We start from the raw sequence: 26,549 nt of genomic DNA on the forward strand, positions 1-26,549 counted from the left end.
AGAAATTGAGGTTAGGGACGGATTGAAATTGATGACAAGCTGTTACTACCTATGGAGTTGTTTTCAAGGTGTTTGAATTGATTTGAATTACCGATACTTATCGGGATAGGATTTTTTTTAAGGGATTAAAGCTGAGATAAATAGTATATTTTTGAAATTATATAAACACTGACGGTGATGTTATTTATCTAGCTTATAGTGGGGGTGAAGGCTGGTGGTATAGGGAAGTTCAGTGGTACTGGTACAGCGTCATCAGTTTGAACTTGAAGTAATAACTTATGGTCAGTTTAGAACATAACGATTCAACTTTTCTCTGGAATAAATAGACGGGGCGTCTTCTCTAAATACGATTTCAATTTTTTTTATAGTCTAGCAAAATTTGGCTATTTAATAGTTTTGTTAATCTCTTCGGGAGGATTGTATACTAGAATAATTAAAAAAAAAATAGGTATACAATTTAACAAATATGAGTTTAAAAAAAAAAGCCACCCGAAGGTGGCTTAAAAATTTATTAAACTTTAAAATTATTCTTTGACTACTTTGATAGTTTTGACTCCGTTTTCAGTATTTACTTTAACCAAGTAAGTTCCTGTAGCTAGGCTTGACATATTCACTTGACCTTTGTTTGTATTTATATTCATCAATAAAACTTGCTGTCCTAATAGATTATAAATGGTTACAACAGAAATGTTTTGGTTAAAACTTACATTCAGGACATCTTTTACCGGGTTTGGAAATGCTACAAATGAATTTGTGTCAAAATCTACATTTGATAAAACACTATCAAATGCAATATTATCGACAAAAAAGTCATAGTCTAGACCATCATCTACAGTTCCATCGCTTGCAATTAAAGCAAATTTAGCTTTCACAGCTGAAGCAACAAACTCATAATTGTATACCTGAGAAGTATTCAACACATTACTGGCTGCTGTAAAACTATGAATTTCAGTCCATGAAACTCCATTATCAACTGACATTACCACTTTAACAAAATCATCAGATCCCATAGTAGCTAGTGTTGTTTGATTCCATATTGTTGTACCATAATTGAATGAAAAAGTATAATCGTTACCTATTGTCGTGTTCATCGACGGCGTAATTAACCATCCTATTCTATTTGTAGAATACAAATTAACTTTAACAGCACCTGTTGTTCCAATATTTAAAAAACCGTCTACAGTCCAAATTCCCGCCGCAGATCCTGTTGGACCTGTTGCTACCGTTCCTTCAGCGGCAGTTGCCCAACAACTTGGCACATAGGTGTCGAAATTTTGTGCAAATGGCGCAGTATAAGAGTCACAAGGAGTTGTAAATGTACCTGCATCTGACCAAGCACTGTAATCATCCGTTCCACAAATGCTTCTTACATAAATTTTATATACTGTATTAGCTAGTAGACCCGTTACACCTGCGGTTGTAATTCCCATCATTACTGTTCCTGTAGATACAGTAGTACTATTTGGAAGAACATCCGAGGAAGTAATATAATAATCGTAACCATTTGCTGGAACTGGATTTGTAGGAGTCCAATTCATAGTAGCACTATTTACTGTAACATTTGTAGCTGTTGGTGATAATGGCGCTATACATGTTGGCGTAGGCTCCAATCTGAAATCATCAAATCCAATATACCAAGGATAACCCGGCTGATTTACCTTAACAGCAAAGTAATATGTACCTGAGGTTGTAGGGACGATTGTATTTGTCACTTTAGCATAAGGCTGAATTTCATAAGTAGTTCCTATTCCCGAAGCATTGATAGTAGTTCCAAGTTGCGTTGCTCCAACACTATTTTGAACAGTATTTTGATAAACACCCACAGTCCAACCGGCATAACCATCACCAGCCATATAAAAACTGAAGTCGTAACTTACACCTGCAGTTAATTCAAAACCGGGAGTCCACATATATTCGTCTGTCGCATAATAAGTATCTCTTAAAAATCTAGAACCTGTACGAGGAATAACAAACTCATTTGCTGCGGAAGTAACCCACTCACCGTTTTCTTTGAACCAACATGGTGGAAATGCTGAACCTGTAGTACTTTCAAAACCTTCCGTCCAAGGGAATGTAATGATAGCATTACATTCTGTTAAAAATGTTTTAGCTGGAGACCATTCACCAAAATTTGTACCACAAGAAGATCTAACCCATACTTTATAATTTGTGTTTGCCGCTAATCCTGTGATTGTAGTTGATGGAGTGGCAATAACATCATAAGTAGTCAAGCCACTAGGGTCCGGTAAATCTGCAGCACCATAAGCATATTGCCATGCTGTTTCAGTTCCACCTGCAGTCCAAGAAATAGTGGCAGTTGTAGTTGTAGCTCCTGAAAAATTAAGGGTATATACATCAGGACAAGTAGGTGCAGTTTCCCAAATTACGTCATCTATATATAAGGTTTGATTCACTTGTGTACCCATAAACTTAAATGCAACATGGGAATCTGTAGTTGAATTAATGAATGAAACGGAATAATTCGCATTAGTAGCTGTCAAAGGAATCGTTTGTACTAAATTAAAAGTACTTGCGTCATTAGGATTATTCATCGTACCGACCTGTAACGTTGCACCGACTGCAATTGAATAGGATTTAAATTTAATTCGGTGTGTGTTCAATGGTAAATCAGTTAGAGCTGGCGTAATTAAATATAATTGGGCCGCAGCGTCATCAGAATTATTAAAATAAACATAATCGTTATTATTATAAACATTTATTCCAGCGGAAGTACTTGTTGTGTTTTTTAATGTATACCAACATTCCGGTGCTACATAATTTACGTCAGTAGTAAAATTTTCAGTAAAACTTCCAAAACTCTCACATCCAGTTCTAAAAGCAAATGGGCCCGCCCATGGGCTTACGCTTCCCTCACCACAATCTGCTTGGATATAGTAAACATAATTTGTTTGCGGATCCAAATCAGTCACCGTTACAGTATTTGTTGTAATGCCCGAAGTTAAAATGCCTGAACCTTGTGCTTCTCCAGCAAATACTGTTTCGACATTAAACAAAGTGCCTGCAGAAACCCAAGTTAATTGAGCACCATCAGCCACAATGTTACTAACTGTGCTAGCCGTTGGTGGCAAACAGTCGGGGGCTCCAACTACATTGACCAAAAAATCTAAGGATACTGCATAATCACCGCTATAACATGGATTTGCAGGGATTTTCTTACCATCTGAACTTATAATTCGCATTCTATGCTCTCCTATTTGAGCTGTTAGGGGAGTCATAAATGCTGTATTTACAACGGTGGGACTACTACTACTTGAACCTACAGTAGACGAATAAACTACTTCTGAAGGATCAAAATTGTAGTCATCATTGTAATCGATCCAAATATCTGTCCAGTATGAATAACCTGTTGCTAAAGTTATGTTCATAACGGTATTTATTCCTTGGGTAATATCAATTGCACCCGCTCCAGTAAAATCTGCATAGGTAATATCTGTTACAAGTGTTGCGTAATCATTAATTTGAACGTTTGTAATTCCTGCACCATCATTTTGTGTAGGCACAGAATTGCAATAGCAGCCATCACCATAAGTTGTAAAGGAGTCTTCGAAACAACCTACTGCATTACCATTAAGGCTGGCGTTATAGGGTCTTATTGTATAATAGTAAGTAGTTCCCGGATTCCCGACGAATGAATAATTTAAAGCATTATAAATATTTAACTCGTCAACCACTAAATCTTGACCATTTATAGAAGTTCCTATAGAAACTTTGTACCCGTCAGCTCCCGAAACAGCTGCCCAAGTAAATGTAGTTGGGTAATTTCCACAACCTTCATGGGTAACTGTATTCATATCTTGGATACATCCTGGTGCTTCTGCTGGGATTGGCTCCCAAGTCATATTATCCAAATAAACTGAACGATTCGTTCCACCTAAGCCATTTTTAAAGGCAATAAAACCAGCCGTAGTTGAAGTATTTAAAGTAATATTATATGTAGTATAAGTTGTACTTAATGTGTAAGTCTGCAGCTCCACATAAGTAGATGCATCATTAGGGTTACTCATAGTACCTACAGTCAATATTTGTCCCGTAACACCACCTCTAGCTTCAAATTTCATTCGATGCGTATTTGCACCAATTGCATTCAATGCTGGAGTAATTAAATAAATTTGAGCAGTAGCATCATTTGCGTTTGTCAAATAGATAGCATTCGGTGCAGAAGAAGCTGCATAATTAATGACAGAGACGTTTGCTGAAGTATCTGTAGATACCACTAATTTGTTCCAACAATTTGGTACTAATCCTGAGCCTACAGTCGCAGTTTCAAAATTTTCTTCAAAATTACCAAATGGTAAACATAATGTTCTAAAAGATACAGGACCATTCCATGCACTTGAGCCTGAATCACAGGTTGATTTAACCCATACATAATAGATTGTGTTATCTTGTAATGAAGTTAAACCTGCAGTTAATAACGTACTTGCTGTACCTGTAGTTGGAGCCACATCTGACGTAGAATAGTAATATTCGTAACCTGCACTTGGCGCTGGAGAAGTAGCAGTCCAATTTATACTCGCTGAATTACTGGTAATTTCTGAAACAGTGATAAAAGCGGGAGGAATGCATGATGGAGCTGCTCCCTGCGTAATAGAAATATTGTCAAAATAATAATATACATCCGCTCCATTAAGAGATTTCGTTAAAAACCGAACATACAGATTCCCGGGTAATGCAGAAAAAGTAGCTGTTTTTGCAGCACAATTTGCGGAGACAATATGATTGTTTTCATTGATATAATCCACAGCAAACCATGGGCCTGAAAGCGAATTAGAAGCCTGCAGTTCAATTTCAACCTGATTTGCAGCAGCACCTGTAGTATTAGGACTAAAAAGCGTAACTTTATAATCAAAATTTACGGTTACAAGGCCACCATTTGAATTGGGTAATAATGGAGATGTCAATGTACTTGTTGCAGAGCTGTAAGTATTTGCTCTTGCGGATGCCAACCCCTCACAAGGTGTTGTGGTAGTACGTGAAAAACCATAGGAAGAGCTCGTGGTCCAATCTCCTAAAGGCACTGTCGTTGACTCCCAATCGTAATCGTAGGCAACTTGTCCATAGCTTCCTATGACCATCGTCAGAAGGAAAACTAATGATAAAGTAATTTTTTTCATTGTATAAAAAAGTTTAATATTAATATAAACTAAGGTATATATAAAGTTAGGACTCAAATAATCTCTAATATTATTATTTCGTTATAAAAAAGTAAACAACACTACATTAGTAACCTGAGTTCGATTCATAACTTAATAGAAAAAGAAGCAAAATAGGTAATTAAATTTGGTAAAAAAGGCGAGAGATCTTATATTTAAATTTTTGATTTTAAAATATTTAAAAAAAAAAGCACCCTATTATTTGCTTTGATTACTGATTATTTTGGATTCTGGATGAGTCTTGAAAAAATTTCGATAAAACAACTATATCATTTATTACTGTACATAAATTAAAGGGAAAGCCTAAAATGGGCAGAGCTGAAGTGATTACCCTATATTATTTGTTCCGTTTAGGAATATTTCGCTGTTTTAAACATTTTTAACTATTTTACAAACATAAAAACATGCAGGAAGAATTTCCAAATTCCGTTTATTATAACCGATTTTTAAAAATTATGCAGTCTATGGCTATGTTTGCAAAAACTTTTTAGGCTGTTGCGCAGTAATATCTTTTGTCGATTCTAAACCAATTAGAGTTTTTAAAAATAAAAAAATAATAGAAGTTAAGGTATTTAAAAATATTGCGAGAACTTGGAAATTTACATTGGGCTGGTTGAACGGTTGTAAGCGTTACATTGTTAATAATGATATAGGTGAACTCATCAGCTTTTGTTAGACAGTTGGAAAATCAGAAATTCGATATAAAAAATAAGAAATTTATTTGTTGTGTTTGGAAAACATAGTTTTGCAGAAGTTGAAATAATTGACGGAAAAACGCATTTTATGGGTTCCGATTAAAAACAAAAATGGTCAATAGAAAAGCATGCGTTGCGTCTGAAAGATGAATAATAAATCTGGAGTTGGAAGGAGCTGATTATAGGGACTGAACAGGGGTTTGAATGGGTTTATTGTTCCGATACTTATCGAAGTAGGGTAGCTTTTTTTTGTGGGATAGGATGGAGGAAAAAAGGGTTAAAAGTTTAAAAGTTGCAAAGGTTATAGAGGTTGAATATTTCAAGGCATATAGTACGGAAATGATTACATGCGGTCAACAACAAAAAAGGATTAAAAATTTAAAAAGTTATAGGAGTTGAAAAGCCAACAATGAACCCTATTTTGAATGAACCCGATAACATTCTGTTAATACTTATGGATGAAAAGAGGGTTAATAGGTTAGTAGTTTAAAAGTTTAATGGTTATTAGGTTAAGGAATAGGTATTGAAAGACGGAATGACAAAAAGAGGAATGCGTAGCACTATGAAGTTTCAAAGACAAGATGGTCATGGGTTCTGAGTTATGTGTTAGCTATGAGTCGCGGTGCAAATAACTTGTACTTATAAATGACCAAGTAGTTGTTTTGTTCCGACAGGTTTAGAACTTGTAAAATTCATTCGTAATTGCATACAAACTTTACTTTATGAAACGCGTAATTTCGCATGGCGCTTGTTTCAATAGTATTTTCTATCAGGTCTGATGTTTAAAAATCTGCATAGGACTTACGTCTCACTATTTTCAAAATTCGTACATTACCGAAATAACAAGCGTCTAATCTAGCTCTTTTTCATAAAAATCAATTATAAACACAAAATAAATAGTACACGATGAACTACAAAAATATTACAGTCGCAGGAAGTGGCGTTTTAGGATTTCAAATTGCCTTTCAATCCGCCTTTCATGGTTTTCAAGTCACAGTTTATGATATTAATGATGCCGTTTTAGAAAATGCCAAAGGTAAATTTGAAGGTCTGAGTAAGGAGTTTACCAAAGATTTGAATGCGACACCTGAACAATTAAAGCAAACATTTGCTAATTTAAGCTATTCGTCCGATTTAGGGGAGGCGGTAAAAAATGCTGACTTAGTGATTGAAGCGGTTCCTGAAAATCCAACAATCAAAATTGGCTTTTATGAAAAACTAGCAAAAGTTGCTCCTGCAAAAACAGTTTTTGTAACCAATTCTTCTACCATGTTGCCTAGTGAATTTGCAGATGCAACAGGAAGATCTTCGCAATTCCTAGCTTTGCATTTTGCCAACAGTATTTGGAAACACAATACCGCAGAGATTATGGGACATCCCGGTACTGACCCAAAAGTTTTTGATGATGTTGTTGCTTTTGCCAAAGCCATCGGCATGTTGGCATTGCCTTTAAAAAAGGAACAACCGGGCTACATTATCAACTCAATGCTGGTTCCCTTCTTTTATTCCGCTACGGATTTACTTATAAAAGTAGTGGCCGATGCACATACGATTGATAAAACGTGGATGAAAGCGACCGGTGCTCCTGCAGGTCCTTTTGGAATGGTGGACGTCGTTGGGATTACAACTTTATACAATGTTATAAAAATGAATGCCGAAAAAACGAAGGACCCAATTAGAATCAAAACGGTAGCGTTTTTAAAGGAAAACTTTATAGATTCCAATAAACTAGGCGTTGCCACCGGTGAAGGATTTTACCAATATCCAAATCCAGCCTATAAAGAAGAAGATTTCTTGAAATAATAAAGGAAATAAGCGTACGGTCAGACTGCAATGTGCTGACCGTACTTATAGTCATTTCCCTTACAGTAGTTACTATGTAAGTAGTTACGCGTTATTTAGGTTTTAATAGTTAGGAAAAAGTGTTTAATCACTAATGCTTTTGGATGCTAAAAGGGTCATCTTTTTAAACACACAATGGTGCAGCTTTTTTTTAAAAGTAGCTTTTTTGTCGTATAGCCAACCCTTAACTCATTTTTATAAAATAGTAGCGTATTTGAATGAATTGGCGCTTTACTTTTTATAAATTTACATAAGAATTATAAAATGCTGTTTTTTATGCAAATAAAATTATTTTCAACGGGTCGAGTTTTTCTCTTCTTTTCGCTCTTTATGACATCATTGGTATTTTCTCAACAATTAGACCCTGAACTAAAAAAATTGATTAACAAAGGTTTGGAAAAAAGCCACAGCGTGCAAATTAAAAATTTTGAAGCTGCACAAGCGCGAATCGACCAAACCAAGGCCAAGTCAGTCTTCCTTCCTAAAGTAACGTTCAACGGAAGTTATACTCGATTAGACGACGACATCACCTTTGACGACAATACTCAAAATCTTTTATTGGCAACCCAAAAACTATTGATTAAAGAAGCGACCGGTATTCCGTTTAACAGTGCATTTCCAGATGGTATTCCGCTAGAAGCCGTTCCCAATTTGCAAAACAAAGACATTTTGAAATCATCTGTTGATGTCGATTGGGTTTTATTTAGTGGGTTGGAAGCCAGTAATGCATTCAAAGCGAGTAAATCCAAAGAGGCCTCGTTAAATTATTTGGCTTTGGCCGAAAAGGATAAAATTGCTTTGAATATCATTGAAACGTACGACAAACTGGCCTTAGTGTATGCATCAAAAAAAGTGCTGACGACTTCTGAAAACTACCTGAAAGAGCAAGAGTTTTACGTCAAAAAAGCAATTGAAAATGGATTAGCAACACCCATTAGTCGAAAAAAAATAGAACTGGCACAACTGCAATTGGCAGGAAAACTGTTGGAATTCAATCAGAATAAAAAGTTGCTTATCGAAGTCTTGCACCAACTTACCAATGAAAATAAAGAAACTTTGAAGTTGCTTGAACCAAATTTACAACCTTTCGCTGTTGAGGGTGCTGCCCAATCAGAGAAAAGAAACGAAATTAAAGCACTCGAAGAAGCGGAGAAGGCAACGCTGTTCAAATCCAAGATGGAAAAAAGTAATTTCATTCCCAAATTAGCACTAAAAGGCCATTATGAATTTTTAGAAAACGATTTATCGTTGTTTGACCCCAGATGGTACGTCGGTGTCGGCATTAAGTGGAATGTATTTGACGCCAACGAATCGCGTTTGAAAAGTCAACAATCGTTAATCGAAGGCCAGAAATACCGCCAACAATTGGAAGAAGCGGATGAAATGATTGCCTTAAGCGTGGTAAAAGCCCAATTGGCATATGAGGCAGCGTTGCAAAACACCGAAATGATTCAAAAAGAAATAGAACTCGCAGAAGAAACCTATCAAATGGTAGACAAGCAATACCGCAATGCATTGACGTCCATAAAAGAAGTATTGGATGCGTTAAATGAAGTGGAAAAAGCACACTTTAAATTGCAACAATCCTATTTTGAGCAACGAAGAGCGGTTGTCAATCTTCTTTTTGCAAAAGGAGTTCTTACATATTAATCACCTGAAAAAAGTTTAAAAATGAAAGCCATTCTAAAAATAATTCCTTTGACCCTCCTTATTGGACTTGTGATTTCTTGTGGAAAAGAAACCATAACGGGTTATCAAGGAAAAGTAAAGTTTGAAACCATAGCCGTGAGTAGCAAACTTGCTGGTAGAATTAGTAAATTGTACGTAAAAGAAGGCCAAACCGTTCAAAAAGGGGACACGCTTGCTTTCATCGATATTCCCGAAATCAATGCGAAAATGATGCAGGCGGAAGGAGCAATCACTTCGGCTCAAGGCCAACTGAATATGGCGAGTAAAGGGGCAACGACAGAGCAATTGAATCAAATTGACGGTCAGATTGATGCTGGAAAAGCCCAATTAAATTTTGCACAAGAATCCTTCAACCGACTGAATGCGATGTACAAGGATTCGCTCGTTAGTTTGCAGCAATTGGATGAGGTAAAAATGAAACTTGAAATGGCAAAAGCACAAGTTTCCTCATTGAATGCCAAAAAGAAGGAAATAGGTACAAGTGCTCGAAGCGAACAATTAGACCAAGCCAAAGGTCAATTGAACCGTGCCGTGGGTGCAAAAGAGGAAGTGCTTTCTGCGGAAAATGAAAAATATTTGATTGCACCAGCGGACATGACCATCGAAACAATCAGCTTGCATGTGGGCGAACTTTTAACGCCAGGATTCACACTCTTTAATGGATATGAAAAAAACAGCATGTACTTTAGATTCACTATTCCAGAATCAAAAATATATGATTTTAAGGTAGGGAATAAGGTTACTTTGGTCAACCCGTATACCAAGACAGAAACGGCAGGCGAGGTAGTAGTTATCAAGCAAATCGCAGCTTATGCCGATGTAACAAGTACCGCTCCTTTGTATGATTTATCAGAATCCATTTATGAATTAAAGATAATTCCTACGTCAAAAATAGCCGACCAATCGTTCTTTCTAAACGCCACTATTCTTCTAAAATAATAACAGTATGAATGATTTTATCAGATTAGTCCGGGTCGAATTTTCACGCATCTTTTCCAATAATGTCTTGCTTGCGATATTTATTGGAGCGCCTATTTTTTACGGAATCATATTTGGATACGTGTACCAACAAGGGAAGGTAGTCGATTTGCCCATTGTGATTGTGGACCAAGACCGCAGCCCGACTTCTGATAAAATTATTGACGCGTTCTCAGACAATGAAGTCTTGTTTGTAAGCGATATTCGCTATTCTCCGGGAAATATCCTCGCAGATATGCCTGTAAAAGAATATGCGGCGGTAATTACCGTACCTTCTAATTTTGAAGCAGACATCTTCCAAAAACGGCATCCCGAAATACGTGTAGATCTGAATATGGCCAATATTGTAAATGCCAATACCGCGAGTAAAGGAATTCAGTCGGTACTAATGACGCTCAATGCCGGAATTGAAATCGAAGCATTGAAGAAATCAGGTGTCCCTGCTGTAAAAGCCGCAGCTACGTACGAAAGTTTCAAAATTAATTTCAATAAACTCTACAATTCTACCGGCAATTATGTGACGTTTATGTTGCCTGGAATGCTTGCGGCAATCATGCAGCAAATTATCTTTCTGGCCATGGCCTTGGTTTTTGCTCGAGATTTTGAAGACAATTATTTTGGCAGTTTGGTGCAGGAAAGCAAGCTTTCGTTGTATCATATTGCGGTAAAAGCAACGCCGTTTTTCATCATGATTCCCGTAATGTGGGCCATTGTAAGTGTTTTTATTCTTTATTTTAAGATTGAAGCCGAGGTATTCAATTTCCCTATGCTGCTTTTGGTTTTTCTGTTGACCTTGGCATCCATGTGTATTGGAATGCTGTTTTCTTTGGCCATTCCAAGCCAGTTGAAAGCAACGGAACTTTTGATGGTGATTTCGACTCCCGCATTTGTATTGAGCGGTTTTACGTGGCCTACCTCTGCGTTTCCGAGTGCGATTGCTAATGTGGCCCAGTTTATTCCTTTGACACAGTTTTTAAGTGGTTTTAGAAAAATTGCATTTTATGGTGGAAATGTTGGTTCTATTCTTCCTGAAATCAATAAATTACTGCTGATTATTTTGGTTGCGTTTATTGCCATGGTAGCATTGTTGCAGTTTAAAATTAATAAGTATGCCAAGAAAATGCAACAGGATTTAGCAGCTATAGAAGATTAGTTCTGATGCAAAAGCTTTGTATTTCGGTCCTACTATTGCCGTTTTTATCTGTTGTTACTTTATGTGGTGCGTTAAGGGATTTGGAATTGTTTATCTATTAGCGTTAATGACTTTGTTGGTGCGTGATAGCCCTAATGTTTTTAGGAAGAAGATAGAGGGATAGCGGGATTGAAAGATTGGGTAATGAGTTAGGAATTTATAGATATTAGGATTTTCGATTAAATGCTGCTAAGTCGGAGACATTTGCCTGAGCTGTGTTTGTTTTTACAGTAGACATCGGAGCGCGGGATTGATGGATTTTAAAAAAGTTTTATTTTTAGTTAGCATCATTAAATTAATCATTTGAAATTAATTATATTTGGAAATCTTATATATTATTGTTGTACAAAAACCAATGTATTTGGAAGAGAATGTAGGTTTTCGTTTTTAATTACAATGTCTGTGCGTAAAAGTTTTCAAATTATCTCTTGTTAATCACAAAGCATATTTAAATCTAATAATTATGAAAAATATAGTAAATGCTTTTATAATATTATTTTTTTTTAATAGTTGCAGTAAAGAGGAAATTCATGAACCAAAAGGTGATGGTATACCATACTACCAATTTACAGAAGTTGAAAAGAGTAAACTTATTAGTCAACTTAATGTAGATGATGAAATTGTTTACAAAAATCAAGATAATGAAGTTTTAAAATATAAAATATATTGGTCACATATTAAAAAAAACACAGCATCTTCTAATGGATTTCTAGGTTACTCAACTAAATATTTTCATTATGATGAACAAAGAGTATATATGAATGTAGAAGGTACTGGTATAGATTGCGATATAACCATTTTAAAATATCCGATTGGAGCAAATTATGATATAGAAAATCCAACGGTAGGAATACCTAAATTTTATGGCTATTTTACTTTCTCATTATGGAATGGCTACAAGGGTACAGACACTTACAATAACCATATCTCAGTAAATTTTGATTTACCAACTTCATCGATGGTTACTTAATAACAGAACATATGCAAATGTGTTAGTATTTGAATCAAATAAGGATGTAGTTTTAGAACCTTCAAATATTTATCCAAAAAATGTAAATGTTATATACTATGAGTATAATTATGGAGTTATCGGTTTTGATGATTTAAATGGGAATCAATGGCGAATACAGTAAATTTTCTGTACAAAATAAAACCCCAGATCCACGAAGTATCTGCCCTGCTATTGCAAGATTCCGATTGCATAATGAAACAGTAATCACACCAAACAAACCACCCAGCACCCTCAGAACCAACTTCCACCTCCCTATCGGGAAGTACTTACATTTCGTCATTATTATAGTACTTGCCAGTCGGGAAGTACACATATTTTGTGATTATCATAGCACTTGCCAATCGGGATGTATATGCATTTCATCATAGTACTTGCCAATCGGGAAGTAGATACCACTCGTTGTAAGTAGGACACTTCCTAATTTTCTTCGCCAAATGAGGAATAGTAGTACTCATTTACTTTAAAAAGTTTAAAAAAAAAATAGTCTGGTAAAACCTAAAGGCAAGTACCTTGTGATGATAATTGGGCAAAATTGCGGGTCGTTTTAAATAGGTATTACTCTTAATATTCCACAATTTTAAATCTATATAGAATGGTAGAATATCAAAATGAGGAGGGACACAAATAAACTCCTGATTCCCGCCAGCGACACGGATTTTGGCGCCAAGGCCAGTGACGCAGTTACGCAGAGGTAAGTAGATAATTGGCATACTTTCAACCTTACTTACGCAAACCCAACGAACCTACTCTTTATGCTACTTTCTTGAGTGGTTACGGGAAACCGTAAAATATATTTTTGCAATCTTATTAAGTTTGTCCTAGAGAAAATAGTGAGGATACATCTGAATTTGAAGTTAAGTCATTTATTAGAGTTTTAGGAGGAATTTGGCGCTTCTTTTCAGGGGTTTAATGGCTTTGAATGAATGGGAAACTATCTATTAATTGATGATTTGAACAGTGAGATTAAATCCTATTATTTTATGTTGACAACAGGAATAGTTCATCAAATCTAAAGAATAAAACGTATGAGAATAGTACTTTCAGTAGTTTTTCTGCTTTTTGTTGTACAAATTAATAGTGCACAAAATAAAGAGTCGGTCTATTTGAACAATATGATTGATTATGTGGCTTGTACATGTATTAATGATGCATTAGCAGTGCAACTCAGAGTCAATTGCGAGGATAAAGAGCAAGTTAATTCGTTTGTTATTCCAGAGAATGACAAACAGACTCTTGCACTTTATAAAGATTTTCAGTGGCTAAGAAAAGAGGAGATCGGCAAAGACACTTTAAAGTTTTTTGTCGAAGGTATTTTTAATAATGAACAGAAATACAGTGCTATTTATGACTTTGCACAGAAGAGGAAAGGCGATAAAATAGCCAATTTGAAAGCTACCATAGCCCTTTATATGAAGCACATTGCCGCACATCAGAATGCCGCAGAGGTAGAATCGGAACACGTTAACTTGGTTATTACAAACTCTGAAAACATCGTAATTCAGCACCTCAGCAGTAAGCCTAAATTTGATGATGATGAAGAAACTGGGTTCGATACCCTTACAGAAAATTCCAATTATACTTTTTGGCTCTACGGTTTAATAGCGGTCAATGTTATTTTTGGAATTGTATTAATAAGTCTGTTCCAACAAAAGTCTAAACTAAAAGCAATAGTTAACAAAATGCGCGAAAAAGTAAAACGTCAAAACTAAGGTAAACCTAATTATATTTAGATTATGCAAACAAATAGAAACGGACAAATAGAAACGGCCTCCAAAGATTTAAATGCTGAAGTACCTGAGGAAGAGAAAGAAAATTTTCAAAAGGACAGCAGTATTGCTGCTTCTTCATTGCTACACCAGGAGCTAACGGAGGATTTAAGTGCAAAAGAATTTGTCGAACAGCAAATACCACCTGTTTTAAATGCTGCAAGTGCTGACAAAGTAGGTGCGAAAGGTGTTGAAGCTTTTAATAAAAGAGATTTCAACTTAACGGCTCGATATGAGTCATCTAATATAGTTAGTACTGAAGAAGACTTGAGTTGGATGCAAGAAAATATTTTCAAAGCGCACATTCCCACGGCTCTTCTCTCTCCTTATGAAGAAACGGGTTGGACGCTGTTGAAGGACAATGAATAGACTTTACAAATAAAAAACTTAATGAAAAAAACACTACTGATTATCGCGCTTGGACTTATGGTTGCTGTTGGAGGAATTGCTTATGCTACCGCTGCTACATGCTCGGGAACGAAATCCTGTTCGGCATGTAAGAATTGTAAATATTGTAAAAATTGTTCAAAGGATGGGGGAAGTTGCGGGGTGTGTAAGAAGTGATGGTGGTTTGTGTCTTATTTTCTCTGAATTACGGTAAACCGTAATAAACCTACTTATTAACACACTACGTTTGACCTGTCGAACGCTACTTAATTCAAATTTTAATTTTTGAGGGGGAAAAGGCGTAAAAAATGGAGTCCAGAAACCATTTAATAAACGGGGAGTAACTGAAAATCCATAAGAGTAAAACTATATTTTAAACAGTAATGAAAAATAAATCAACAGCGGCAATTTTAGCTTTCTTTTTAGGAGGTATTGGTATTCATCGTTTTTATCTAGGACAAGGAGGTTATGGAGTTCTTTATCTTCTATTCTGCTGGACTTTTATACCTGCAGGAATAGCTTTAATCGATTTTATTATTTTTCTCTCGATGGATGAAGATAAATTTAATTTAAAATATAATGGCGGTAAAGTACTTCGTACAACTGTAAACTTAAATACCGCGGAAGAATTAGAAAAATTACATGGTCTAATGGAAAAAGGGATTCTAACGGCGGAAGAGTTTAAAGCTAAAAAAGCAAAATTAATGTAAGGAATTTTACTTCGCGGATTAAGGACTAGCTAATTTTAGGGGCAATGTGAAATAGAATTCTTACGGGTTTTTTATTTTTACATAGCTCATTATTCATTATTTTTTAGATTTCAAATTTGTAATTTTTAAATACTTCTTTTTTAAAAAATAATCCAAATTAATTCTTGTCGCTTCATAAAAGAAAATTAATATACCTAAATTTTAATCGAAATAGTTTAGGAGGTCACCAATTCTTTTGACTAAGAAAACAATTAACAAACCACACAGTCTTTATGAAATTAAATTACTTTATTATCCTATTATTGAGCTTCTTCAATTTTGGATTTAGCGCTAAGGGAGCACCAGCATTTGCTCTTTCGGCGACTATCGGGGGAGGAACAACGGTTTGTCAAAATGAAGGGAATGTTTTAGTTACGATTACAGGAAATGGAGGTACGGCTCCGTATACGTTTACATATAAAATTGGAAATGGTTCTATATCGACAATAATTTCTACAGGAACAAATTCATCCGTAAGCTTACCTGTCAGCACTTTGGTAGCGGGAACTTTTACGTATACTTTAGTTAGTGTTGCAGATAGTTCAGATCCGGTTGTTTCAGAAACTATAGGTTTAAATACAGTTTTCACTGTATTACCACAAGCAAATGCAACAATAAATTCATCCGCAGATTCTAGTGTTTTTGGAGGTTTTCAAGTTTTTAAAATATGTGGTAATCAGCCATTTGAATTTGAGTTTTTTAATGCATCTACCACTTCTGCAACAAATACTAGCTACACAATTAGTTGGGGTGACAGTTCTCCAAACTTTACAGGTACAAACTGGAGTTCATTGACACATACTTATCAAGTAGGAATTTGGAATTTGGTCTATACAATAACTGCTCAAAACGGATGCAATGTTACAAAAACATATAAAGTATTTGTGGGAGACAATCCAGCAGTTGGTTTAGAGAATCCTGGAAATACTGATATATGTATAAGTTCTCCTTTAACTTTTCCAATAACTGGAACTGATAATAATCCACCAGGAACAATTTATACTGTATCATTCAATGATGGTTCACCGAGCGTTTCTTTTAATCATCCACCACCAGCATCAGTAACACACACTTTTTTAAGTACTTCATGTGGTACTTCTAGTTTGGCAGGATCAACAACATATCAAAACTCATTTTTCGCAAGCATTCAGGCTTCTAATCCTTGTGACCAATCTTCAGCGTCTGTAGTACCTATTCGAGTTTCAACACCTCCTATTTCAAATTTCACAATTCCTGCCAATCCTATTTGTGTCAGTAGTCAAATATGTTTTACAAATACATCTTTGGACGGACAAACATCAACTTCTACAGGTTGTTCAGACGCAAAAATGGTGTGGATCATTTTACCCAGTACAGGTTTTACACTTGGTAGCGGTTCATTAGGAAATGATTTTGGAAATACAAATATTAATGCATGGAGTTCAGGTACTGATGTTATATGTCCGATATTTTCTGTTGCAGGAACTTATACCATCACTTTGAAAATAGGAACCAAATGCGGAATTGACATAAAAACGAAGACTATCTGTGTTCAACCACAACTTGTACCCAACTTTACTTTAAGTACGATCTCCGGATGTGGTCCTTTAGCGGTAACGACTACTAATACTACAAGTTTAACCAATCTATGTGAGACTCCAACCTACAATTGGATTGTAAATTATAGTTCTGGAAACTGTGGAACGACCTCTGGTATTACCTATACGAATGGAACATCTGCGACTTCTGCCACGCCTTCTTTTAATTTTACAGAAGCTGGTATCTATAGCATTTCACTAAAAACAACTAATTCTTGTGGAACTGTTACATCTGCAGTTCAAACCGTTAATGTGAAGAAACCACCCACTGTTTCTATTGCACTCATTTTAGATGGATGTGGTACTACGACTATTTCGCCAGTGGCAACGGTTGTTAATTGTAGTCCGACCTCAAGTTCGGTAACGTATGCCTGGAGTTTTGTAGGTGGAAATCCAGCAACGGCAACTACTTTAAATCCTGGAACTATCAATTATTCAAGTCCTGGGAATTATACTGTTTCATTAATTGTAACCAATGAATGTGGTGTTTCGACTCCTGCGACGCGAACATTCACTATAAATTCTTCACCCACTATCACCAATACCGATTTAAGTCAAACACTATGTTCCGGAACGTTAACTGCACCCGTTGTATTTACTGCTACTCCTTCTGGAGCTACATTTTCATGGACTGCAACGGCTACAGCTGGTATAACTGGTTTTATTTCATCAGGAACTACGGCGACAATTCCTGCACAAACTCTTTCGACCACTAATGCAAATGCAGGAACGGTAACCTATGTTGTTACTCCTAAAATTGGGGATTGTACAGGTACACCTGTAAATTATGTAGTGCATGTAATTCCTGCCCCAGTAATTGCAAGTCAACCTGTTTCAAGTAATGTGTGTTTGAATGGAGTGGCCAACCCATTGGCTATACTTGTTAATACGAGTTCGGGAACACCCACTTATCAATGGTATGGCAATAGTTCGAATTCGACAGTAGGAGGGACGCTTATTGCGGGTGCAACATCATCCACCTATCTTCCGCAGGCATCTGTTGTAGGAACGGTTTATTATTATTGTATTGTTTCTTTGTCGTCTGGAGGATGCACAAGTTTGACGTCTAATAATGCTTCTGTAGAAGTAGTACCTCTACCAAGTATTTCTTCGCAACCTTTGGCTTCCCAAAATCTGTGTGTAGGCGTTAGCATTGCCAATCCGCTAACTGTTAGTCATACTAGTGGAACGGGAACTCTTTCTTATCAATGGTATTCTAATACTACGAATTCTAATACAGGAGGAAATTTAATTACGGGAGCTACCACTGCCAGTTATACACCACCGGTTTTTTCGATTGCTGGAAATTATTATTACTATGTAACGATTACCTTTTCAGGAAATAATTGTGGAACTATTACGAGTGAAAGTGCTGAAATTATTGTTTTTGGAGATCCAATCTTAACGAGTCAACCTGTTGCAACTCAAACTTTATGTCAAGGAGCTGCTCCAACACTATTGGAAGTTGTAGCCACAGGAGGAGACGGAACATTTATATATCAGTGGTATTCTAATACAGCAAATAATAGCACCACTGGTAGTGCCATTGCTGGAGCGACCAATGCTACATATACGCCTCTAACGACTGCAGTAGGAACGGTCTATTATTACTGCGTCGTTTCGCAAGCTACTTTGGGTTGTTCAGTTACGAGCACTATTGCAAAAATAGTTGTGAACCAATCGCCATCGGTAGTAAATCAGCCTTTATCGAGTACTGTTTGTTTGGGGGGTAATCCAACAGCATTAAGCTTTACTGTTAGCAATGGAGCGGGAACGCCGACGTATCAATGGTATTCTAATGTGGAAAATGATACCACAACGGGTACTGTTATTGTTGGAGCGACCAATGCTACTTTTGCACCTCCAGCAGATGTAATAGGTACTTTATATTACTATTGTTTGATACATTTTTCTTCCATTTCAGGAAGTTGTGCTACAATTGCTACTACCACTGCTTCAGTTGAAGTTACTACTGCTGCAATTATTGATCAAAATCCGTTAGCATCTCAAAGTTTATGTGTAGGAACTGCAATTGGGAACCCATTAACCGTTACCTTTTCGGGAGGAACAGGGACGCCAACGTATCAATGGTTTTCTAATACTACTAATTCGAATGCGGGTGGAATGCCCATTATTGGAGCTACTTTGTCGGCATTTACACCAGCAGTTTATACTATAGTGGGAACATTTTATTATTATGCAAACATAACATTTGCAGGAAGTGGATGTGGGGCTATTTCTAGTGGTGTTGCAACTGTTGAGGTTATAGCAGATCCTGTTATTAGTTTGCAACCTCTGGCTACTCAAACACTTTGTCAAGATGCGGTTCCTGCATCACTTTCTGTGACAGCTACTGGTGGAATTGGAACTACTTATAGCTATCAATGGTACAGTTCTACAACAAATACTACTTCTGGCGGAATACTAATTTCAGGAGCTACCACTGCTTTTCTTATTCCCCCAACTGGAACGGAAGGAACGGTTTATTATTATTGCTTGATTTCGCAGGCAAGTGGGTTGGGTTGTGAAGTTATATCGAATACAGCTGCTGTGATTATTAATCCATCGCCAGTAATAACCGTATCACCACTTTCTAATTCTTGGTGTGTAAATCAAACACCATTAAGTTTATTAATGACCTATTCTAACGGAACAGGAACGCCAATGTATCAATGGTATTCTAATACAATTGATGCGATAACAGGTGGAACTTTAATTAATGGTGCTACCAATGCGAGTTATTTACCACCAACAGATACGGCGGAGAATGTTTATTATTATTGTGTAATTTCCTTTCCAGACTTATCAGGAGGATGTGAAATTATTACTTCTAGTACCGCTTTAATTACAGTCAATCCATTTCCGATTATTGCAGTTGAAACAACCATCATTTGTAGTGATAATTCCTTTACTGTTAATCCATTAGATGGAAGCGGTAATTTAATTCCTATAGGAACGACTTATACTTGGACGCTTCCTGTTGTAAGCCCTGCTGGGGCGGTTACAGGAATTTCGGCAGAAATACTTCCGCAAACGGAAATTAGTCAAACTTTATTAAATAATACAACGAATCCGGCCTCGGTTACTTACACAGTAACACCAACTTCGGGTATTTGTGCAGGAGCTAATTTTACAGTAACTGTAACGGTTAATCCCGCAATAAGTCCTAATGTGATAGTAAGTAACAACGATTGTTTTGGTTCAAATAATGCTTCAATTGTTACAAATATTACTGGAGGTATTCCGCCTTATTCTATCACTTGGTCGGGACCAAATGATTTTACATCAACAGCTACTGGTATTTCTAATTTAGAACCTGGTGTTTATACAATTCTGATTGATGATGCTGGAAATTGTCCATATACAAATTCATATACGATAACACAACCCGATGATATTGTAATTTCAATAAATAATCAAAGCAACAGTAGTTGTTTTCAAAGTAATGACGGAGCAATTTCTATTGCAGTAGGTGGCGGAACAGGAGTCTATTCTTACACTTGGACAAAGGATAGTTTGCCGTTTGCTGCAACACAAGATTTGTTCAACTTGAGTCCTGGACTTTATAATGTAAGCGTTACCGATGAAAATAGCTGTGGACCAAAAACACTTTCTTTTACTATAACAGAACCGCCATTGCTAGTGGTTTCGTTACTCAATCAAACGAATATTAATTGTTTTGATGCGTCAACAGGAATTATAAATGTTGAGGTTGTTGGTGGAACAATTGTAACTGATTACAATTTTTCTTGGACAGGACCGAATGGATTTACAAGTAGCAATCAGAATTTAGCTGGACTTTTTGCAGGAAATTATACTCTGGTTGTTACCGATGCTAATGGCTGTCAACAAAATTTAGAAGTGACTTTGACCCAATCTGCTCCAATAATTTTAAACTACACTACTACTGAAATTACTTGTTATGGTGCGAATGATGCTTCTTTTAGTGCGACAATTTCTGGAGGAAATGCACCGTATCAATTTACGTGGAGCAATTTATCAACGGCTTTAAATCAGAATAATCTTTCTGCCGGGGCTTATTTTATTACTATAACGGATAATTTAGGTTGTATAAAAGTAGCAACCATTAACATTCCCGAAGCTCCGATTTTTACTGTTAATCCAATTGTGAAAAACGTATCTTGTTTTGGAGCAAATGATGGAAGTATTAACTTAAATCTTATAGGTGGTATTGCACCTGTTGCTTTAACTTGGAGTGACGGTAGTACTTCTGGCGTTATTAGAAACAATCTTTCTCCAGGAACATATACGGCAACAATATCTGATGGGACACCTTGTTATATTGTCAGAACATTTACCATTATAGAACCACAAACTTTAGTTTTAGCTGCAAATCTTACCAATCCAATTGATTGTACTGATGCAAATAGTGGTAGTATAAACTTAATAGTTTCTGGAGGGACACCTCCATTCAGTTATGCATGGACCAATGGAGGGATAACCGAAGATTTAACCAATTTAGTTGCTGGGAATTATGCTGTGGTGGTTACTGATTTTAATGGTTGCACAAGTACAGCTCAATACAGTTTGATTCGACCGGAACCGTTGAAAATAGCCGTGGTTACAAAAACGGATTTTGATTGTACTACCCGAGAAGTAACAGAAAATTTTGTAGCTCAGGCATCGGGAGGAGTTCCACCTTACCACTATTTTTGGTCTAGTGGGAACATTACTGGTGCAAATAATGAGATAATGAATACTGATGTAAACGGAACCGTGATTTTAACGGTGGAGGACAGTTTGGGATGTACACAAACGTATACTGTTACTGTCGATAATACGCAATTAGGAGAGTCGTCATTTGATGTTATATCTACAGCTTACACTTCTTTTGGAATTTTTTCTATTGAAGACCCAATTCAATTTACCAGTTCCATTACTGGCGATTATGAGTCTGTCATTTGGGATTTTGGAGATGGCACTTTTTCAACTGAAGTAAATCCAATTCATACCTTCACTATTCCAAAAGACTATGTAGTCACACAAACAGTAACCTATCCATTTGGTTGTGTCTATAAATTCACAATTACTTTATCCGTTGAAAAAGGATATATTTTAGTATTGCCTACCGCTTTTACACCTAATGCGGATAGTTTAAACGATACTTTACGACCCGTTACTAAAAATCTAAAAAATGTAACATTAGCTATTTATGACAGTTGGGGATCTCTAATTTATTCTGAAAAAGCAGCTGTTATTAAGGGATGGGATGCTAAAATTAAAGGCTTCGATGCTGAAAACGGAAATTACTATGCTAAAGTATCTGGAGAAACCTTTTACGGAACTATCGTTTATGAGAATCAAACTTTCGTACTAATTAAATAATCGCCATCAAGATGAAATCAAAAATAATAATCGTATTCTTAATGCTTTTCGCGATTGAGTCGAAAGGGCAAGACCCCATATTTACTCAATACTATTTAGTTCCCGAAACCTTAAATCCCGCGTTTACAGGTATTGCAAATACATGGAATGCCGGTTTTGTACATCGCAGACAATGGCCGGACGGTAATAGGAAAATGGATACACAATATGGCTATCTCAATACCATTGTAAGTGATGAAATAGGTTTGGGTATGACGGTGCAAAATCACAATGAAGTTTTTACCAATTATAATTATTTCAAATTAAATGCTGCAGTTTCCTATCGCATCGATATCAATTACGATTGGCGTATGCGATTGGGACTCGAAACGGGCTTTGGTCGCAAAGATTTTCAATTTGGGAATTTATTATTAGAAGATCAAATCAACATCAATACAGGTGTAATCAATCCAACTACTGTAGATCCTGCAGTAGGGGAGTATGGTAATAAAATTAATTTTTTTGATATGTCGGCAGGTTTTGAAATCGATCAAGAATTTGCTTGGTTTGGAGCCGCAGTGAAACATTTAAACCGACCTAATATTTCTTTCAGAGAAAATGGAAATACTCCTTTAGACCTTTTCTTAACTGTTCATGGAGGTTATTATTTTCAGTTTCTGAATTCGCCTACCACTTTAATCCCCGAAGAAGCTACATTGCTAGTTACGGCAAATTATATGCGACAAGGTCAATACAACCGACTGGATTTAGGGACCGTAATGGATTTTGGCCAGTTTGGCGCTGGTGTAATTGTGGCCACAAATCCAGAAGGTAGAAGTACAAACAGTCATTTTGTTTCTTCTATAAACCCAGTACTGTCGTTTAAATTAAGTGAATTTACTTTTGGCTATTCTTATGATTGGAATGTTTCAAAACTAGGAAGAACTCAAGGTGTACATGAATTAACTCTTATCTGGCAGTCGAGCAGAAGATGTGATAAATGTGAATATTACAGCACTAAACTTAAAAGGAATGGTGGTCCAGGGTATAATAAAACTTAGTAAATTCTTTATATTTCAAGGTAGAACTATTTCAATCCTGCTTTATTAGACCATCGATAGGCATAGAGCGGGACTTTACTACTGCATTTTATAATATCTATAATATTATTATTTATTGGATTTTAATAACTTTAAAAGTTCTAATATTAAGAGAGATTGATGGTGTGTGTTCAAACCATCCTTCCTACACAATCCCCAAATCCTTAGCAATGGCCACTAAATGCACTGTATTATTGGCTTTGAAATAAATTTTGAGTTTATTGAGGTGCTTTTCGATGGAGCTTTTACTATTGGGACTAATTCCGTCTTGTTTAAAAGCAGCCTCCATGTTTTCCTGAGAGATACCTTGTGAAAGATATTTGATCAACAGTACATCGTAATTGTCTATTTCGCTTGTAGTTTTGTCTTGCAGAAGGTGTACGAATTCGGTAGAAATATTCTCAGGTTCGTTGGCGTAGGCTTTTTGAATTGCACATTTAAGGTCGTAAATGGTATTTCGACCTTTCACTACATAGCCGTTTATATGAAGATTGTCAAAAAGACATTTGATGCGATGTGCTCGGTCTTCAATAGAGAAAACAATTATTTTAAGGTCAGGATATAGGTTTCTGACTGCTTGTATTAATTCTTCACCCGACTGAATTTGGTTTACCCGATGGTCTGTTTTAAACGATAAATCAGATATAAGGAGTTGAAAGGGGTGGCCGTCCATATGTGCTTTATTGATTTTCAATAGGGCATCATCACAGTATTTTGAATAGTCAATTTCAGGTACACCAAGGCTCTTCAATGTTAGGGCGGCACCTACATCGTTAAAATCAATATCATCTGCAATCAATACTTTTGTAAACATAATTATAGCTTATTTTTGAAGAATTATTTTCACTCTAAAACCTTTTAGGCTTTGAGAGTCAAAAGTAAGGGTTCCATTAATAGCACGAATACGGTTTTCCGCATTTTGGAGACCATTTTTCAAAATTAATTTTTCTGCAACTCCAACACCGTTATCGGAATAGTCAATTTTGAGGTTTCTTTGCTCTTTTTCAAAGCCAACAACCACTAAGCTAGCATGGCTGTGTTTTTTCATATTGACCATCAATTCTTGTAGCACCCTGTATAGGGCCACCTTTTTTTCGGTTGTAACTTTACTCCAGTCTATTGGATTTCCATTTTTTATAATGATTTGTGTTCGCGCACAATTATAACCGCTAAGCATCTGTTTTAAATTGGATTCAAATTCAGGACCGATAGAAATGGAACTGTTTTCTTTAGAAAAGTTACGGGTTCTATTGTATATTTTATCCAGTTGTTCTATCAGCTTCTCTTTTGTCGAAGGATGCTGTAAATCTTGGGTTTCTGCATAAGTGAGTGCATAAAAAACATCATTAGCAAGTTCGTCGTGCAAGGCTTTGGAAATACGTGTTTCGGTTGCGTAACTTACTGCTAAACGTTCCCGTTTGTTTTTGCGTATGTAAAAATTAACGGCAAAGATACCTCCTATCAGAAGGAGGAGAGAGCCAAAAAAGGACAAGTGTTTTTGATTTTTCTGTTGTTCAAGCTGTAACAATGTAACCGCTCTTTGGGCTTTATATTGAATGTTTTCTAATGTGGCTTTTCGGGCGTCGTACCTGATTTTTGCAAACTGATTTTTGGCGTTATTATTCTCTTTTTTTAAGCTGTCGTTAAGTTGTACGAATTGTGCAGCATATTTATTCTTGCCTTGTTGTTCATTATATACCATTAAATAAGACAATGTTTCTAACTGTTCAACAGGACTGTTGCACTTTTTAGCTAAGCTGTATGCCTGAAGTGCATTTTTCTTAGAGAGGGGTGCATTGATTTCTTTATAATATTCCGCCAAATGCAGATAACTTTCAATACTACCATAAGAGTCATTCAATTGCATGCGTATTGCTAGGGCTTGCTTCATCAAATTTAAACCTTTTGAATCGGGTTGGTATTTGGCATAAGCAAAGCCAAGGTTATCCATTACAAGTGCTTTTTTATAAGGAAGTTTATCCAGAAGCGGTGTATAAACCAGGGGATTTAGAATCGCTATGGCCTCCTTGTATTTTTTCTGTTCAATATATACCGCGGCAATATTGTTGAGTGGTGTAGCCCTTAAAATCGAATCCTTTGTTGTCAACAAAACATTTTTATAATAGGCTACAGCATCTTCATAGTTCTTGAGTTCTTTAGCAGCAATCCCAAAAAGATTGTTGGTTGCATTTTGATAAGGCAGGTTGTTTTCTATATAAGGAAAAACTTCGGTTAGTGTTTCTTCACTACTTCCATAATCTCCGTATGTTTGCTGTATTCGTGCGAGCTGAATTAAGTTGTAGGCAATATAGGAACTGTCCTTTACAATTTCAAAGAGTGCTTTTGATTTATTGTAATAATAATAAGCAGAATCAAATTGCTTTACCGCATAATGTGAATCTCCAATATCTGCAAATTTGTTTGCCAGAGACTCCTTGATAGAATCCTTATTGGAATCTGTTTCAATAAGAAGTTGGTTTTCCTTTTGACATGAAACTAACGCAATCAAGAATAAGAATACTAAAATCAGGGAACGCATCGTCATAAGAATACTTTCCCCGAAATTAATATTTTAATTGAAAGTAGAACTTAGAATTAAGGTTTTTTTGGAGGGATGATTATAATTACATCATCACCGGGACCGTCATCGCTTACAATGGGCATGGTGTTTTGATCACTACCATTCGCATTTAATTGTTCTGTTGAGTCGCTTGTATGGGCTAGGGTTTCCGCTTCACAGGATACAAAAGCCAGGCCAACGGCTGTAATAACAGCTACTAAAAGTGTTTTTTTCATGATTTTAATTGTTAGAATTTAGACATAGGCTGGGCTCTACGATTTTTTAAACCGTAATGTTGTCAAGAGCCAAATCGTTAAAAAGAATTCGTTTTATTTGTTCGGGAAGTAAGGTGTGCTAGTCCAGAATAGTTTTAATATACTTCCCGGAATAAAAATTCTGTTCTGTACAGCAGCACCTTATAGAAGTAGTTTTGTACATTTGTTCCTATCGCGAAATGGAACAAGAACTAATTCTGAAGCAAAGTAAAGGGCTTTGTGAAGTGA

At 36.1% G+C, this 26,549-nt stretch carries 15 protein-coding genes; 11 read left to right on the plus strand and 4 right to left on the minus strand.

Translation table 11 applies throughout. The features are described from left to right. Nucleotides 1-524: 524 nt before the first annotated feature. On the minus strand, nucleotides 525-5,135 hold the full coding sequence (locus ACQ5J2_RS11515) for a fibronectin type III domain-containing protein (RefSeq protein ID WP_432670620.1): 4,611 nt from the start codon (nucleotides 5,133-5,135) through the stop codon (nucleotides 525-527). Nucleotides 5,136-5,703: 568 nt separating this feature from the next. Here ACQ5J2_RS11515 and ACQ5J2_RS11520 point away from each other — a divergent pair. The 11 genes from ACQ5J2_RS11520 to ACQ5J2_RS11570 all read left to right on the plus strand — a co-directional run bounded on the left by ACQ5J2_RS11520 (nucleotide 5,704) and on the right by ACQ5J2_RS11570 (nucleotide 23,447). Beyond that, on the plus strand, nucleotides 5,704-5,850 hold the full coding sequence (locus ACQ5J2_RS11520; protein WP_432673304.1) for a transposase: 147 nt from the start codon (nucleotides 5,704-5,706) through the stop codon (nucleotides 5,848-5,850). A 925-nt stretch (nucleotides 5,851-6,775) separates the two neighbouring features. Then, entirely contained in the window at nucleotides 6,776-7,672 is an 897-nt protein-coding gene (locus ACQ5J2_RS11525; RefSeq protein ID WP_432670622.1) for a 3-hydroxyacyl-CoA dehydrogenase, read from the plus strand. Between the two features lie 315 nt (nucleotides 7,673-7,987). Continuing rightward, entirely contained in the window at nucleotides 7,988-9,361 is a 1,374-nt protein-coding gene (locus ACQ5J2_RS11530; protein WP_432670623.1) for a TolC family protein, read from the plus strand. A gap of 21 nt (nucleotides 9,362-9,382) precedes the next feature. Beyond that, entirely contained in the window at nucleotides 9,383-10,339 is a 957-nt protein-coding gene (locus ACQ5J2_RS11535; RefSeq protein WP_432670624.1) for an HlyD family secretion protein, read from the plus strand. Nucleotides 10,340-10,346: 7 nt separating this feature from the next. Further along, nucleotides 10,347-11,531: an ABC transporter permease gene (locus ACQ5J2_RS11540; protein ID WP_432670625.1), complete on the plus strand. Its 1,185-nt coding sequence runs from the start codon at nucleotides 10,347-10,349 to the stop codon at nucleotides 11,529-11,531. Between the two features lie 502 nt (nucleotides 11,532-12,033). Then, the gene (locus ACQ5J2_RS11545; protein ID WP_432670626.1) at nucleotides 12,034-12,540 is read left to right on the plus strand and encodes a hypothetical protein; all 507 of its coding nucleotides are present in this window, start codon (nucleotides 12,034-12,036) and stop codon (nucleotides 12,538-12,540) included. Nucleotides 12,541-13,607: 1,067 nt separating this feature from the next. Then, nucleotides 13,608-14,291: a hypothetical protein gene (locus tag ACQ5J2_RS11550; protein WP_432670627.1), complete on the plus strand. Its 684-nt coding sequence runs from the start codon at nucleotides 13,608-13,610 to the stop codon at nucleotides 14,289-14,291. Between the two features lie 24 nt (nucleotides 14,292-14,315). Continuing rightward, nucleotides 14,316-14,717 carry a hypothetical protein gene (locus ACQ5J2_RS11555; RefSeq protein ID WP_432670628.1) on the plus strand — a complete coding sequence of 134 codons (402 nt, stop codon included), beginning with the start codon at nucleotides 14,316-14,318 and terminating at the stop codon, nucleotides 14,715-14,717. A 401-nt stretch (nucleotides 14,718-15,118) separates the two neighbouring features. Continuing rightward, the gene (locus ACQ5J2_RS11560; RefSeq protein WP_432670629.1) at nucleotides 15,119-15,445 is read left to right on the plus strand and encodes an NINE protein; all 327 of its coding nucleotides are present in this window, start codon (nucleotides 15,119-15,121) and stop codon (nucleotides 15,443-15,445) included. A 272-nt stretch (nucleotides 15,446-15,717) separates the two neighbouring features. After that, nucleotides 15,718-22,407 (plus strand): PKD domain-containing protein, encoded by a 6,690-nt coding sequence (locus ACQ5J2_RS11565; RefSeq protein WP_432670630.1) that lies wholly within the window; start codon nucleotides 15,718-15,720, stop codon nucleotides 22,405-22,407. Between the two features lie 11 nt (nucleotides 22,408-22,418). Next, nucleotides 22,419-23,447, plus strand: a complete 1,029-nt coding sequence (locus ACQ5J2_RS11570) for a PorP/SprF family type IX secretion system membrane protein (RefSeq protein ID WP_432670631.1) — start codon at nucleotides 22,419-22,421, stop codon at nucleotides 23,445-23,447. Between the two features lie 184 nt (nucleotides 23,448-23,631). Here the strand turns inward: ACQ5J2_RS11570 and ACQ5J2_RS11575 are convergent, their stop codons facing one another. Genes ACQ5J2_RS11575 through ACQ5J2_RS11585 form a run of 3 tightly spaced genes read right to left on the minus strand, consistent with a single transcriptional unit; the run spans nucleotide 23,632 to nucleotide 26,282 of the window. Further along, entirely contained in the window at nucleotides 23,632-24,300 is a 669-nt protein-coding gene (locus tag ACQ5J2_RS11575) for a response regulator (RefSeq protein WP_432670632.1), read from the minus strand. A gap of 9 nt (nucleotides 24,301-24,309) precedes the next feature. Further along, complete coding sequence (locus ACQ5J2_RS11580) at nucleotides 24,310-26,031, minus strand: tetratricopeptide repeat-containing sensor histidine kinase (RefSeq protein ID WP_432670633.1); 1,722 nt, start codon at nucleotides 26,029-26,031, stop codon at nucleotides 24,310-24,312. 50 nt (nucleotides 26,032-26,081) lie between these two features. Further along, nucleotides 26,082-26,282 carry a hypothetical protein gene (locus ACQ5J2_RS11585; protein WP_432670634.1) on the minus strand — a complete coding sequence of 67 codons (201 nt, stop codon included), beginning with the start codon at nucleotides 26,280-26,282 and terminating at the stop codon, nucleotides 26,082-26,084. Nucleotides 26,283-26,549 lie beyond the last annotated feature (267 nt).

It is taken from the genome of Flavobacterium sp. SM2513 (genome assembly GCF_050908145.1).
Lineage (GTDB): Bacteria > Bacteroidota > Bacteroidia > Flavobacteriales > Flavobacteriaceae > Flavobacterium.